Below are 13090 nucleotides of genomic sequence, written 5' to 3' on the forward strand. Positions count from 1 at the left end.
ACCGAATAATCAACGTTCCACCCATGAGCTGACCGTGCAGAACATTTGCCTGCAATCGGTACTGTGCTCCTTAGAAAGGAGGTGATCCAGCCGCACCTTCCGGTACGGCTACCTTGTTACGACTTCGTCCCAATCGCCAGTCCCACCTTCGACAGCTCCCTCCCACAAGGGGTTGGGCCACCGGCTTCGGGTGTTACCGACTTTCGTGACGTGACGGGCGGTGTGTACAAGGCCCGGGAACGTATTCACCGCAGCAATGCTGATCTGCGATTACTAGCAACTCCGACTTCATGGGGTCGAGTTGCAGACCCCAATCCGAACTGAGACCGGCTTTTTGAGATTCGCTCCACCTCACGGTATCGCTGCTCTTTGTACCGGCCATTGTAGCACGTGTGCAGCCCAAGACATAAGGGGCATGATGACTTGACGTCGTCCCCACCTTCCTCCGAGTTGACCCCGGCGGTCTCCTGTGAGTCCCCATCATCCCGAAGGACATGCTGGCAACACAGAACAAGGGTTGCGCTCGTTGCGGGACTTAACCCAACATCTCACGACACGAGCTGACGACAGCCATGCACCACCTGTACACCGACCACAAGGGGGCGACCATCTCTGGCCGTTTCCGGTGTATGTCAAGCCTTGGTAAGGTTCTTCGCGTTGCGTCGAATTAAGCCACATGCTCCGCTGCTTGTGCGGGCCCCCGTCAATTCCTTTGAGTTTTAGCCTTGCGGCCGTACTCCCCAGGCGGGGAACTTAATGCGTTAGCTGCGGCACCGACGACGTGGAATGTCGCCAACACCTAGTTCCCACCGTTTACGGCGTGGACTACCAGGGTATCTAATCCTGTTCGCTCCCCACGCTTTCGCTCCTCAGCGTCAGTAATGGCCCAGAGATCCGCCTTCGCCACCGGTGTTCCTCCTGATATCTGCGCATTTCACCGCTACACCAGGAATTCCGATCTCCCCTACCACACTCTAGCTAGCCCGTATCGAATGCAGACCCGGGGTTAAGCCCCGGGCTTTCACACCCGACGTGACAAGCCGCCTACGAGCTCTTTACGCCCAATAATTCCGGACAACGCTTGCGCCCTACGTATTACCGCGGCTGCTGGCACGTAGTTAGCCGGCGCTTCTTCTGCAGGTACCGTCACTTTCGCTTCTTCCCTGCTGAAAGAGGTTTACAACCCGAAGGCCGTCATCCCTCACGCGGCGTCGCTGCATCAGGCTTTCGCCCATTGTGCAATATTCCCCACTGCTGCCTCCCGTAGGAGTCTGGGCCGTGTCTCAGTCCCAGTGTGGCCGGTCGCCCTCTCAGGCCGGCTACCCGTCGTCGCCTTGGTGAGCCATTACCTCACCAACAAGCTGATAGGCCGCGGGCTCATCCTGCACCGCCGGAGCTTTCGACCCTCACAGATGCCTGCAAGAGTGATATCCGGTATTAGACCCCGTTTCCAGGGCTTGTCCCAGAGTGCAGGGCAGATTGCCCACGTGTTACTCACCCGTTCGCCACTAATCCACCCCGAAGGGCTTCATCGTTCGACTTGCATGTGTTAAGCACGCCGCCAGCGTTCGTCCTGAGCCAGGATCAAACTCTCCGTGAATGTTTTCCCGTGATCGGGACAACACGCACGAGAGCGGAACGAGAGGAGGAATGATCCCCTCGCATCCAGCGTCCTCGCTGTGTTTTGTTTCAAAGGAACCTCATCCACGGCTATCACTGCCATGGACGGGGTATCAACATATCTGGCGTTGATTTTTGGCACGCTGTTGAGTTCTCAAGGAACGGACGCTTCCTTTGTACTCACCTAAGAGACTCTCTCAGGCTTTCCTCCGGGCAGTTTCCCTTCGGTCTTGCGTCTCCGACTCTATCAGACCTTTTCTCGGCCCGATTCCCGGTCGGCGGGATTGTCTTGAAGGTTTCCGGCTTTCGCCCGTCGCCCTTTCGACATTCACTACGTTAGCCGATTCCCTCGGCAACTCATAATCGAGTCACTGCGAGTTCGAATTCAGGCATGCAGGCACGCCGAATTGACCCTCGCTGAGGGGTGTTCGTTGGTAGTGGGTTGGCCGCTTCCGGCTGCTGGCGAATGCCGTACCCGGTTCAAGCGGCTCGGGCTACGTTACGCGCCTGCCAAGGGCGAGTCAACTTCGGCGGCGCCTGGGGACATGGGCCCGGTAGGGGCTCACCGTGGGGTCGTCGGCGACCCAGTAGCGCCAGGGGTGGACGGCGCCGTCGCCGGAGACCCCGGTGCGCGGGCCGTTACGTACCTGGTCGGAGGGGACCGCGCTGCCGGTCAGCATCTTCAGCGGGGTGTCGCCGGAGGTGCAGGCGTCCGTGCCGTCGAGGGCCCGGTCGACGCCCAGGGCGGTGGCCAGGCGGGCCGGGCCTTTGGCCAGTTCTCTGTCATGACGGGCCGAGAGTCGACGTTTGCGCGCGAGATCCGCGCCCTCGATCACCTCGCCGGCCCGGAGCAGCACCGCGCTCGCCCTGCCCTCGGGACCGCAGACGAGGTTCATGCAGTGCCACATGCCGTAGGTGAAATAGACGTACACATGTCCGGGCGGACCGAACATCACGTCGTTGCGGGGGGTGCGACCGCGATAGGCGTGGGAGCCGGGGTCGTTCGGACCGTCGTACGCCTCCACCTCCGTGATGCGGAGGGTGATCGGGCCCTCGGGGGTGGTGCGCACCAGGAGGCGGCCGAGCAGGTCGGGGGCCACCTCCAGGACAGGGCGGTCGAAGAAGGCCCTGGGCAGGGGCGTACGGTCGGAGGTCGCGAACATGCCGTCGGAGCCTAGTGGAGACCCGTTGGTGCGTCGGGGTGGTCAGCGGGCACTCGGGTTGTCAGGGTGAGGGACGCGGAACCGGCCACGACCGGATTCGCGTTGTAGGGATCAAGGGATCCCGTCAGTAGTAGTCGTAGAGGGAGAGTCATGGCGTTCAAGAAGCTGCTCGCGAGTCTGGGGGCCGGCGGGGCCTCGGTCGAGACGGTACTGACGGAGGTCAACGTCGTTCCGGGCGGAGTCGTCCAGGGCGAGGTGCGGATCCAGGGCGGGTCCGTGGCCCAGAACATCGAGGGTCTGTCCGTCGGGCTCCAGGCCAAGGTCGAGGTGGAGAGCGGCGACCAGGAGTACAAGCAGGACATCGAGTTCACCAAGCTGCGGCTGGGCGGTGCCTTCGAGCTCCAGGCGGGTGCCGTGCACGCGGTGCCGTTCGGGCTGGAGATCCCGTGGGAGACGCCGATCACGACGATCGACGGCCAGCCGCTGCGCGGGATGCACATCGGTGTGTCCACCGAGCTGGCGATCGCGCGGGCCGTGGACTCGGGCGACCTGGACCCGGTCAACGTCCACCCGCTGCCGGCGCAGAAGGCGATCCTGGACGCGTTCATCCAGCTCGGCTTCCGCTTCAAGAACGCGGACATGGAGCGCGGTCACATCCGCGGCACGCGGCAGAAGCTGCCGTTCTACCAGGAGATCGAGTTCTTCCCGCCGTCGCAGTACCGCGGTCTGAACCAGGTCGAGCTGAGCTTCGTGGCCGACGAGCACACGATGGACGTCGTGCTGGAGATGGACAAGAAGCCGGGTCTGTTCAGCGAGGGCAGCGACACCTTCCGTTCCTTCCAGGTGGGGCTGAACGACTACCAGGGGACCGACTGGGCGGCGTACCTCAACCAGTGGCTGTCCGAGGTCGGCAGCAGGCGCAACTGGTTCTAGGCTCGGAACCGCACACCCCCGAAGAGCCTTCAGGAGGTACCGAGGTGACCGAGCTCAAGCGGCGGCCGCTCCCCCATGACTTCCATCCGCCCGTGCCGTCGTTCACGGTGACGAGCGAGGACGTCGAGGCGGGTGGCACGCTCAAGGACGCTCAGGTGTACGCGGAGGGAAACACCTCGCCGCAGTTGCGCTGGGAGGGCTTCCCGGCCGGGACGAAGAGCTTCGCCGTGACGTGCTACGACCCCGACGCCCCGACGGGCAGCGGGTTCTGGCACTGGGTGCTGTTCGACATCCCGGCCTCGGTGACCGAGCTGCCGGCCGGTGCCGGCGGCGGGAAGTCCGAGGGGCTGCCGGAGGGTGCCGTCCAGGCGCGCAACGACTACGGCAGCAAGGACTTCGGCGGGGCCGCGCCGCCGCCGGGGGACGGACCGCACCGGTACGTGTTCACGGTGTACGCCGTGGACCAGGAGAAGCTCGGTCCGGACTCGGACGCCTCGCCCGCCGTGGTGGGGTTCAATCTGCGGTTCCACACGCTCGCGCGCGCTCAGTTGATCGGTGAGTACGAGAATCCCGCGGTGGGATGAGTCAGCTCATCGTTCATTGAACGTTTGCCCGCCCCTGGTCATGGAAGTGATCAGGGGCGGGCATTTTTTATTGCGTTGTCCATCTCGGCGCGCCCGTCCAGAGTTGACCCGAGTCCGCCGGGGGGCGGGCAGGTGCGCGAGGGAGGTGGGCTGGATGCGTGACACGTTGGTCCTGAACGCGAGCTTCGAGCCGCTGTCTACGGTGACGTTGAACCGAGCTGTCGTTCTGGTGCTCCAGGACAAGGCCGTCGTCGAGCAGGCCCACCCCGAACTGCGTATGCGGGGTGCCGATGTGGACATCCCGGCGCCCCGGGTGATCAGGCTGTGCAGATACGTACGGGTGCCGTTCCGAAGACAAGCGCCGTGGTCGCGCAGGGGTGTGCTGGTCAGGGACCGGCACCGGTGCGCGTACTGCGGGCGCCGGGCGACCACGGTGGACCACGTGGTGCCGCGGTCGCACGGCGGTCAGGACTCCTGGCTGAACACGGTGGCCTCGTGCGCGGAGGACAATCACCGCAAGGCGGACCGGACTCCGGAGCAGGCGGGGATGCCGTTGCTGCGGCAGCCGTTCGAGCCGACTCCGCAGGACGCAATGCTGTTGGCGCTGGGGCAGGACGACCTGGCCTCGCTGCCGGAGTGGCTGTCGCTGGACGCGGCGTGAGCCGGTGACACGACGTGGGGCCCGCCTCCTGCCGGGAGGCGGGCCCCACGTGTGTGGACGCGGTGTCAGTCGATCGAGGGCTTCTCGCGGCGCTCCGGGATCTTCCCCTCGGTGCCGCGCGGGGCGTTGGAGCCCGAATTGCCGCCCAGGCCACCGAAGTTGCCCATGGCACCGGAGAGGCCCTTGAGGGCGTCGCCGATCTCGCTGGGGACGATCCAGAGCTTGTTGGCGTCGCCCTCGGCGATCTTCGGGAGCATCTGGAGGTACTGGTAGGACAGCAGCTTCTGGTCCGGGTCGCCGGCGTGGATGGCCTCGAAGACCGTACGGACGGCCTGGGCCTCGCCCTCGGCGCGCAGTGCGGCCGCCTTGGCCTCGCCCTCGGCGCGCAGGATCTGGGACTGCTTCTCGCCCTCGGCGGTGAGGATGGCGGCCTGCCGGGTGCCTTCGGCGGTGAGGATGGCGGCGCGCTTGTCACGGTCGGCGCGCATCTGCTTCTCCATCGAGTCCTGGATGGAGGTCGGGGGCTCGATCGCCTTCAGTTCCACGCGGTTGACGCGGATGCCCCACTTGCCGGTGGCCTCGTCGAGGACGCCGCGCAGGGCCGCGTTGATCTCCTCGCGGGAGGTGAGGGTGCGCTCCAGGTCCATGCCGCCGATGATGTTGCGCAGGGTGGTGACGGTGAGCTGCTCGATGGCCTGGATGTAGCTGGCGACCTCGTAGGTGGCGGCGCGGGCGTCGGTCACCTGGTAGTAGATGACGGTGTCGATGTTGACGACCAGGTTGTCCTGGGTGATCACCGGCTGCGGCGGGAAGGGGACGACCTGTTCGCGCAGGTCGATGCGGTTGCGGATGGTGTCGATGAACGGGACGACGATGTTGAGGCCGGCGTTGAGCGTCCGCGTGTAGCGGCCGAAGCGCTCGACGATGGCGGCGCTGGCCTGTGGGATGACCTGGATCGTCTTGATCAGGGCGATGAAGACCAACACCACCAGAATGATCAAGACGATGATGACTGGTTCCATCGTGCGCCCCGTCCCCTTCTTTCCTGCTTCTTCGGCTGCCGAACGATCTTTCCGGTCGAGTCTGACAGACCGTCGCACACCTCGGGAGGTGTTCCGTTCACTTGCGCGGTACGGGAGTTGTGCGAGGTCAGATGACGATCGCCGTGGCCCCCTCGATCTCCACGACGTCGACGGCCTGACCGACCTCGTACGTGCGGTCGGAGTCGAGTGCCCGGGCCGACCAGATCTCCCCGGCGAGCTTGATACGGCCGCCCGAGCCGTCGACGCGTTCCAGCACGACGGCCTGCTTCCCTCTCAACGCGTCCACTCCGGTGGCGAGTTGGGGGCGCTGTGCGCTGTGGCGGGCCGCGATGGGCCGTACGACGGCGATCAGGGCGACCGAGACGACGATGAAGACGAGAACCTGGGCCACGGCTCCGAAGCCGAGGCCGGCCACGATCGCGCCGGCCACCGCGCCGACCGCGAACATGCCGAATTCCGGCATCGCGGTCACCACGAGCGGGATTCCGAGCGCTGCCGCGCCGACGAGCCACCACACCCATGCGTCGATGTCGTTCACACGGTCATGGTAGGTCGGAGTGCGGTGCCGCCGACAGGGTGCGATGCGCAGTGGCCGGGGCGGCGGACCGCGGTCAGGACAGGGGGAGGCCCTGGGCCGTCCAGCGTTCGCCGACCTGTTCCACGACGAGCGGGAGGCCGAAGCAGCGGGAGAGGTTGCGGGAGGTGAGTTCCAGTTCGACGGGGCCGGCGGCGAGGACCTTGCCCTGGCGGATCATCAGGACGTGGGTGAAGCCGGGGGCGATCTCCTCGACATGGTGGGTGACCATGATCATGGAGGGGGCGATCGGGTCGCGGGCGAGGCGTCCGAGCCGGCGTACGAGGTCCTCGCGGCCGCCGAGGTCGAGGCCGGCGGCGGGCTCGTCGAGGAGGAGCAGTTCGGGGTCGGTCATCAGGGCGCGGGCGATCAGGGTGCGCTTGCGCTCGCCCTCGGAGAGGGTGCCGAACTTGCGGTCGAGGTACTCGCTCATGCCGAGGCGGTCGAGGAAGGCGCGGGCGCGCTGCTCGTCGATGTCCTCGTACTCCTCCTGCCAGGCGGCGGTCATGCCGTAGGCGGCCGTGAGGACGGTCTGGAGGACGGTCTGGCGCTTGGGGAGCTTGTCGGCGAGGGCGATGCCGGCCATGCCGATGCGGGGGCGCAGCTCGAAGACGTCGGTGCCGGGGCGGCCGAGGGTCTCCTCCAGGACGGTGACGGTGCCGGAGCTGGGGTAGAGGTAGGTGGAGGCGATGTTCAGGAGGGTCGTCTTGCCGGCGCCGTTGGGGCCGAGGATGACCCAGCGCTCGCCCTCCTTGACCGACCAGGAGACCTGGTCCACCAGAGCCCGGCCGTCGCGGACCACGGTTACGTCCTGAAGCTCCAGCACATCGCTCATTGGCGCGTTGTCTCCCCTTGCAGTGTGGCCGGTCTCGGGTGGCGCGGGCGCCGGTGGCTCGGCCCGCCGCGCTCGGGTGGCGCGGCCCCTCGGGAAAATCTACGCCACCGGCCGGGTGGGCCGTTCCATCGGTCCGGTCCTTAGGGTGGTGCCATGCTCTCCGAATCGCGCTCTGGTCGCCTCGCCGCTTGGGGAAATGCCCTGTTGGCCGGACTTGTCTCGCCGGACGACGCCGTTCTCGCCGTCGTGGGTGAGGACGCCGTGCACCGGGTGCGGGGGCTGCCCGGCGAGTCGGCGGCGGTCGGGCTGACGCTGGCGCTCGGGCGGCTGCGGGCGCTCGGGGTGGCCGGTCTGCGGGTGGCGCTGCCGGCGCCGGGGCATCCGCTGGGGCTGAGCGGTCCGCCGGAGTTCAACGCGCGGGCGCTGGAGGCCGGGGAGGCGGTGGTCTGTCACGGGGCGGCGCTGGGGCTGGTGCCGGAGGTGTCCGAGGCCGGGCCCGACGGTGATGTGCATGTCGAGGTGGTGTGGCACTGTCTGCCGGTGCGGGAGGCTCCGCCGGCCGATGTGCCGTCGCTGGGTGAGGCCGAGCGGGAGCTGGCGGAGGCGCTGCGGGAGGCGACGGCGGTGCTGGCGCGGCTGGACGTGGCCGGGTCGGGGCCGGTGGCGGAGGCGGCGATCGACGCGTACCGGGCGCGGGCCGAGCGGGACGGGGAGGTGCTGGCGCCGGGGTATCCGCCGCGCGCGGTGCGGGTCCTGGAGCTGGCGCGGCGGGTGGGGCTGCTGGTGGCGCTGGCGCGGGAGAGCGGGCACGGGGCCGCGGTCAGCTCCGGGGAGATGGCGGCGCGTGCGGAGGCGTTGCGGCCGGTGGAGCGGACGGCCCGGCGGGCGCAGGTGGCGGCGTACAACGCGTATGTGGAGGAGCGGGAGCGGGGCCGGGGGTGACGGACGGCTCGCCGTGCGTGCGAAGGGGCCCCACGTCGTGCTGACGCGGGGCCCCTTCGTGGTGTCGAGCGTGGTGTCGACGTCAGTCGTTCACGCCGGTGTTGCCGAACGCCGGGTTCAGCAGGCCGATCACGTTGACGCTGTTGCCGACGACGTTGACGGGGACGTGGACGGGGGCCTGGATCAGGTTGCCCGAGGCGACGCCCGGCGACTTCACGGCCGCACCCTCGGCACCCGAGTCGGCGACAGCGGCGCCGGCCGAAGCGCCGGCGGCGATGCCGGCGACGGTGAGGGCCACGGCAGCCTTCTTGGCGATGTTCATGGGAAGTGTTCCTCCTGCGTGTGCGTGTCCGACCCGGCCGCGGGTCGTGCGCTGATCAACGCGTCGTCGCTCGGGAACGGTGCGGGGCGGTACCGCAGAACAGCCCGTTCGGATCATTGAAGCGACAGAGCGACAGTGCGATGACGTGATGGGGTGACTGACGGGGCGGTCGCCCTGTCAGTGGTTGAGGCCGAGGTTGCCGAAGGCCGGGTTCAGCAGACCGATCACGTTGACGGTGTTGCCGACGGCGTTGACCGGGATGTGCACGGGGGCCTGGACGACGTTGCCCGAGACGACGCCCGGCGAGCCCTTGGCCTGGCCGTGGGCCCCGGCACCGTCGGTGGCGGAGGCCATGCCGGCGCTCGCGGCCATCAGACCGCCGGCCACCATCGTCACGGCCGCCGCCTTCTTCAGGTTCTTCACTTCTCGAGTCCTCCTAGCGATGACCGCGGCAGTCGCCGCGGCACGCACTGGAGAACGGGCGGGCCTCACGGAGGTTGCGCCATTCGAGGGACATTCCCACGACGGTATGAATCTCAGTCCGGAGCGGAACCCTCCGTACTGCCGTGCGGGACGCGTCGCGCGGGGCGCGTTTCAGCCGGTCACGCCGTGCCGGACGGCCCACAGGGCGGCCTGGGTGCGGTCGGAGAGGTCGAGCTTCATCAGGATGTTCGAGACGTGGGTCTTGACGGTCTTCTCGGAGAGGACGAGGGCGCGGGCGATCTCGCGGTTGGAGCGGCCGTCCGCGATCAGGCCGAGCACCTCGCGCTCGCGTTCGGTGAGGGAGCCGCCGCGGCCCTGGCCGGTGCCGGTCTCCTCCTGGGAGAGGAGGGCGCCGGCCACCTCGGGCTGGAGCAGGATGTGTCCGGCGTGGACGGAGCGGATGGCGCCGGCGAGGGCGTCGGGGTCCACGTCCTTGTAGACGTATCCGGCGGCGCCCGCTCGCAGGGCCGGGACCACGGTGCGCTGCTCGGTGAAGCTGGTGACGATCAGCACGCGCGCGGGGTTCGCCAGTTCACGGAGCTTGCGCAGGGCCTCGACGCCGTCCATGCCGGGCATCTTGACGTCCATCAGGACGACGTCGGGCCGTAGTTCCTCGGCGCGCTCGACGCCCTCGGCACCGTCGGCGGCCTCACCGACCACCTCGATGTCGTCCTGGACCTCCAGGAAGGTGCGCAGGCCGCGGCGGACGACCTGGTGGTCGTCCACGAGGAGCACCTTGATTGCGTCAGCCACCGGGGGCCTCCATCTCGATCGTGGTGCCCTTGCCGGGCGCCGATTCCACCGTGAGCGTGCCGCCGACGCCGCCGGCGCGGTCCCGCATCGACACCAGGCCGAGGTGGCGGCCGGCCCGGCGGGTGGCGGCGGGTTCGAAGCCGCCGCCGTCGTCGGTGACGCGCAGGACCGTGGCCGTGCCGCGCTTGTGGAGGGTGACGTCGACATGGGCGGCGCCGGAGTGGCGCAGCGCGTTGTGCAGGGCCTCCTGGGCGACGCGCAGCAGGGCCTCCTCCTGGGCGGCGGGCAGGGCGCGGACGCCGCGGCTGGTGAACGTCACGCGCGCGGTGTGGGCGCGGTCGAGGACCTGGATCTGGGTGCGCAGGGTGGCGACGAGGCCGTCCTCGTCGAGGGCGGCGGGGCGCAGTTCCACGACGGCGGCGCGCAGTTCGTCGGCGGCCTCGGCGGCGAGCGCGGCGACCTGCTGGAGCTCGCCCTTGGCGCGGGAGGGGTCGCGGTCGACCAGGGCGGCGGCGGCCTGGGCGGTCAGGCGCAGCGAGAACAGCTTCTGGGCGACGGCGTCGTGGAGTTCGTGGGCGAGCCGGGAGCGCTCCTCGGCGATGGTGAGTTCGCGGCTGCGCTCGTAGAGGCGGGCGTTGGTCAGGGCGATCGCGGCGTGCTGGGCGAGGGTGGCGAGGAGTTCCTCGTCGTCCTCGGTGAAGCCGCAGCTTCCTTCCGGCTTGGGGCAGTTCTTGTTGGCCAGGAAGAGGGCGCCGAGGATCTCGTCGCCGTCGCGGATGGGCAGGCCGAGGAAGTCGGACATCTCGGGGTGCGCGGCGGGCCAGCCCTCGAAGCGGGGGTCCTTGCGGACGTCGGCGAGGCGTTCGGGGCGGGCCTGGTGGAGCATCGCGGCGAGGATGCCGTGCTGGCGGGGCAGCGGGCCGATGGCCTTCCACTGCTGGTCGCTGACGCCGTCGACGACGAACTGGGCGAAGCCTCCGTGGTCGTCCGGGACGCCGAGCGCGGCGTACTGGGCGTCGAGCAGCTCGCGGGCGGAGGCGACGATCGTCTTCAGGACGTCGCGCACCTCCAGATGCCTGCTCATGGCCAGCAGCGCGGCGCTGACCGCGGCGAGGCCGGACCGGGGACGGTGGCTCATGTCCTCACGGTACCGGCGGGGTCCGACAGCGCGGATCGGGCCGATGGCGGCCGGGAGTGGGGCCGCGGTCCTAGGCCGGAGGTCCTCGGTACGGCGGTGTAGGGCGCTGGTCCGGGTGCCGGGGCGTACGTCGAAGGGCCCCGGCGGGCCCGGTCCCGCGTCCGAGGCGGTCGCGGTGGGCCGGTTCCTAGGTTGGGGTCACCGCCGACACGGGCGGTCGGACGAGGGGACGGTTGTCATGCCGGTAGCGATCATCACGGGGGCGTCGAAGGGGCTCGGGCGGGCGCTGGCCGAGGCGCTGGCCGGGCGGGGCTGGGATCTGGTGCTGGACGCCAGGACGGAGGGCGCGCTGAAGGAGGCGGCGGACGCGGTCGCGGGGCAGGGGGGCGTGGTCCGGGCGGTCGCGGGGAACGTCACGGACGCGGCGCACCGGGCGGCGCTGGTGGCGGCGGCCCGGGGGCTCGGGGGCTGCGATCTGGTGGTGAGCAACGCGAGCGCGCTGGGCGCCGAGCCGCTGGTGCGCCTGGAGGCGCTGCCGCTGGAGGGGCTGCGGCGGGCGCTGGAGGTGAACGTGGTGGCGGCGCTGGGCCTGGTGCAGGAGGCGCTGCCGCTGCTGCGGGCGGCGCCGGCCGGGGCGGTGGTCACGGTCAGTTCGGACGCGGCGGCTGAGGCGTACGGGACGTGGGGCGGCTACGGCGCCTCGAAGGCGGCGCTGGACCAGCTCGCGGCGGTGCTGGGGGTGGAGGAGCCGGGGCTGCGGGTGTGGGCGGTGGACCCCGGGGACATGGCGACGGACCTGTACGCGGCGGCCGTACCGGACGACGACGGGGAGCGGCCGGCGCCGGGCTCGGTGGTGCCGGGGTTCCTGCGGTTGCTGGACGAGCGGCCGGCGAGCGGGCGGTACGCGGCCCCGGCGCTGCTGGAGGGCCTGCGGTGACGCTGGCGATGGGGGTCCCCCCGCGCGAGCCTGTTCGAGCGTGGGGGAGTGTGCCGGAGGAGCTGTCGGCGCGGGTGCCGGCCGAGCAGCGCGGGCCGGGGCGGGGCCGGGACGACGTACGGCTGCTGGTGTCGTGGGGGACGGAGGTGGCGCATCGCGGGTTCCGGGAGCTGCCGGAGCTGCTGCGGGCCGGGGACGTACTGGTGGTGAACACCTCCATGACGCTGGCGGCGGCGGTGGACGGGTGGATCGGGCACGCGCGCGTGGTGGTGCACTTCTCCACGCGCGGGGACGACGGCCGGTGGGCGGTCGAGCTGCGGGACCCGGACGGGAAGGGCACCACCCGCGCGCGGGCCGGTGGTCCGGCGGGGGCGCGGGTGCGGCTGCCCGGGGGTGTGCGGCTGGTGCCGGCGGAGGCGCTGAGTCCGGGCAGCGGGCGGCTGTGGTGGGCGCGGGTGTCGGGCGGGGAGGTGCCGGAGCTGCTGCGGGAGCACGGGCGGCCGATCCGGTACGCGTACACCGAGCGGGACCAGCCGCTGTCGGCGTACCGGACGGTGTTCGCGCTGCCGTCGGCGGACGGGGCGGGCAGTGCGGAGATGCCGAGCGCGGCGCGGCCGTTCACGGCGGGGCTGGTGGCGGAGCTGGTGAGCCGGGGGGTGCGGTTCGCGCCCGTGGTCCTGCACACCGGGGTGGCCTCGGCGGAGGCGCACGAGCCGCCGTATCCGGAGCGGTTCGCGGTGCCGGAGGCGTCGGCCCGGCTGATCGAGGCGACGCGGGCCGGGCGGGGGCGGGTGATCGCGGTGGGGACGACGGCGGTGCGGGCGGTGGAGTCGGCGGCCGGCGCGGACGGGGTCGTACGCGCGCGTGCGGGGTGGACGGATCTCGTGGTGACGCCGGAGCGCGGGGTGCGGGTGGTGGACGGGCTGCTGACCGGGCTGCACGAGCCGCAGGCGTCGCATCTGCTGATGCTGGAGGCGGTGGCGGGGCGGGCGGCGATCGACCGGGGGTACGAGGAGGCGCTGCGGGGGCGCTATCTGTGGCACGAGTTCGGGGACGCGCATCTCCTCCTGCCGGCGGAGGAACGCTCACGCTGAGAGTTGCT

Annotated in this window: 14 protein-coding genes and 1 rRNA gene; 6 read left to right on the forward strand and 9 right to left on the reverse strand. The window is 69.8% G+C overall.

The window, feature by feature from the left end:
- Positions 1–74: 74 nt before the first annotated feature.
- Positions 75–1600, reverse strand: a 16S ribosomal RNA gene (locus AFM16_RS09350).
- Positions 1601–2141: 541 nt separating this feature from the next.
- Complete coding sequence (locus tag AFM16_RS09360) at positions 2142–2783, reverse strand: DNA-3-methyladenine glycosylase (RefSeq protein ID WP_030790906.1); 642 nt, start codon at positions 2781–2783, stop codon at positions 2142–2144.
- Positions 2784–2933: 150 nt separating this feature from the next.
- On the opposite strand from AFM16_RS09360, the gene AFM16_RS09365 reads away from it, so the two are divergent.
- The 3 genes from AFM16_RS09365 to AFM16_RS09375 all read left to right on the forward strand — a co-directional run bounded on the left by AFM16_RS09365 (position 2934) and on the right by AFM16_RS09375 (position 4961).
- Positions 2934–3716, forward strand: a complete 783-nt coding sequence (locus tag AFM16_RS09365; protein WP_030790909.1) for a sporulation protein — start codon at positions 2934–2936, stop codon at positions 3714–3716.
- 44 nt (positions 3717–3760) lie between these two features.
- Positions 3761–4300, forward strand: a complete 540-nt coding sequence (locus tag AFM16_RS09370; RefSeq protein ID WP_030790912.1) for a YbhB/YbcL family Raf kinase inhibitor-like protein — start codon at positions 3761–3763, stop codon at positions 4298–4300.
- Positions 4301–4454: 154 nt separating this feature from the next.
- On the forward strand, positions 4455–4961 hold the full coding sequence (locus AFM16_RS09375) for an HNH endonuclease (RefSeq protein ID WP_030790917.1): 507 nt from the start codon (positions 4455–4457) through the stop codon (positions 4959–4961).
- A gap of 65 nt (positions 4962–5026) precedes the next feature.
- Here AFM16_RS09375 and AFM16_RS09380 read toward each other — a convergent pair whose 3' ends face one another.
- The 3 genes from AFM16_RS09380 to AFM16_RS09390 form a co-directional block, all read right to left on the reverse strand.
- Positions 5027–5983 carry an SPFH domain-containing protein gene (locus tag AFM16_RS09380; protein ID WP_078633024.1) on the reverse strand — a complete coding sequence of 319 codons (957 nt, stop codon included), beginning with the start codon at positions 5981–5983 and terminating at the stop codon, positions 5027–5029.
- Between the two features lie 127 nt (positions 5984–6110).
- On the reverse strand, positions 6111–6542 hold the full coding sequence (locus AFM16_RS09385; protein WP_078633025.1) for an NfeD family protein: 432 nt from the start codon (positions 6540–6542) through the stop codon (positions 6111–6113).
- A gap of 73 nt (positions 6543–6615) precedes the next feature.
- On the reverse strand, positions 6616–7413 hold the full coding sequence (locus AFM16_RS09390; protein WP_078633026.1) for an ABC transporter ATP-binding protein: 798 nt from the start codon (positions 7411–7413) through the stop codon (positions 6616–6618).
- A 153-nt stretch (positions 7414–7566) separates the two neighbouring features.
- On the opposite strand from AFM16_RS09390, the gene AFM16_RS09395 reads away from it, so the two are divergent.
- Positions 7567–8355 carry an Rv1486c family protein gene (locus tag AFM16_RS09395; RefSeq protein WP_078633027.1) on the forward strand — a complete coding sequence of 263 codons (789 nt, stop codon included), beginning with the start codon at positions 7567–7569 and terminating at the stop codon, positions 8353–8355.
- 82 nt (positions 8356–8437) lie between these two features.
- Here AFM16_RS09395 and AFM16_RS09400 read toward each other — a convergent pair whose 3' ends face one another.
- From AFM16_RS09400 to AFM16_RS09415, 4 genes are all read right to left on the reverse strand, one after another.
- Positions 8438–8677 carry a chaplin gene (locus tag AFM16_RS09400; protein WP_030790928.1) on the reverse strand — a complete coding sequence of 80 codons (240 nt, stop codon included), beginning with the start codon at positions 8675–8677 and terminating at the stop codon, positions 8438–8440.
- Between the two features lie 177 nt (positions 8678–8854).
- Entirely contained in the window at positions 8855–9100 is a 246-nt protein-coding gene (chpE, locus tag AFM16_RS09405) for a chaplin ChpE (RefSeq protein WP_030790930.1), read from the reverse strand.
- 171 nt (positions 9101–9271) lie between these two features.
- Entirely contained in the window at positions 9272–9913 is a 642-nt protein-coding gene (locus AFM16_RS09410) for a response regulator (protein WP_030790933.1), read from the reverse strand.
- Entirely contained in the window at positions 9906–11051 is a 1146-nt protein-coding gene (locus AFM16_RS09415) for a GAF domain-containing sensor histidine kinase (protein ID WP_030790936.1), read from the reverse strand. Before AFM16_RS09415 ends, AFM16_RS09410 begins: the two co-directional genes overlap by 8 nt.
- Positions 11052–11289: 238 nt before the next feature.
- Between AFM16_RS09415 and AFM16_RS09420 the strand changes: the two genes are divergently transcribed.
- Positions 11290–11988 carry an SDR family NAD(P)-dependent oxidoreductase gene (locus AFM16_RS09420; protein WP_078633028.1) on the forward strand — a complete coding sequence of 233 codons (699 nt, stop codon included), beginning with the start codon at positions 11290–11292 and terminating at the stop codon, positions 11986–11988.
- A gap of 8 nt (positions 11989–11996) precedes the next feature.
- A complete protein-coding gene (locus AFM16_RS09425; RefSeq protein ID WP_078636891.1) occupies positions 11997–13082 on the forward strand; it encodes an S-adenosylmethionine:tRNA ribosyltransferase-isomerase in 1086 nt (361 codons plus the stop codon).
- Positions 13083–13090 lie beyond the last annotated feature (8 nt).

The organism is Streptomyces antibioticus, from assembly GCF_002019855.1.
GTDB classification, from domain to species: Bacteria; Actinomycetota; Actinomycetes; order Streptomycetales; family Streptomycetaceae; genus Streptomyces; species Streptomyces antibioticus_B.

Coding starts and splice junctions, on each gene's coding strand:
- AFM16_RS09400 (WP_030790928.1), bottom strand. CDS start 8,677: ATGAACATCGCCAAGAAGGCTGCCGTGGCCCTCACCGTCGCCGGCATC.
- AFM16_RS09395 (WP_078633027.1), top strand. CDS start 7,567: ATGCTCTCCGAATCGCGCTCTGGTCGCCTCGCCGCTTGGGGAAATGCC.
- AFM16_RS09420 (WP_078633028.1), top strand. CDS start 11,290: ATGCCGGTAGCGATCATCACGGGGGCGTCGAAGGGGCTCGGGCGGGCG.
- AFM16_RS09390 (WP_078633026.1), bottom strand. CDS start 7,413: ATGAGCGATGTGCTGGAGCTTCAGGACGTAACCGTGGTCCGCGACGGC.
- AFM16_RS09380 (WP_078633024.1), bottom strand. CDS start 5,983: ATGGAACCAGTCATCATCGTCTTGATCATTCTGGTGGTGTTGGTCTTC.
- AFM16_RS09360 (WP_030790906.1), bottom strand. CDS start 2,783: ATGTTCGCGACCTCCGACCGTACGCCCCTGCCCAGGGCCTTCTTCGAC.
- AFM16_RS09365 (WP_030790909.1), top strand. CDS start 2,934: ATGGCGTTCAAGAAGCTGCTCGCGAGTCTGGGGGCCGGCGGGGCCTCG.
- AFM16_RS09425 (WP_078636891.1), top strand. CDS start 11,997: ATGGGGGTCCCCCCGCGCGAGCCTGTTCGAGCGTGGGGGAGTGTGCCG.
- AFM16_RS09415 (WP_030790936.1), bottom strand. CDS start 11,051: ATGAGCCACCGTCCCCGGTCCGGCCTCGCCGCGGTCAGCGCCGCGCTG.
- AFM16_RS09375 (WP_030790917.1), top strand. CDS start 4,455: ATGCGTGACACGTTGGTCCTGAACGCGAGCTTCGAGCCGCTGTCTACG.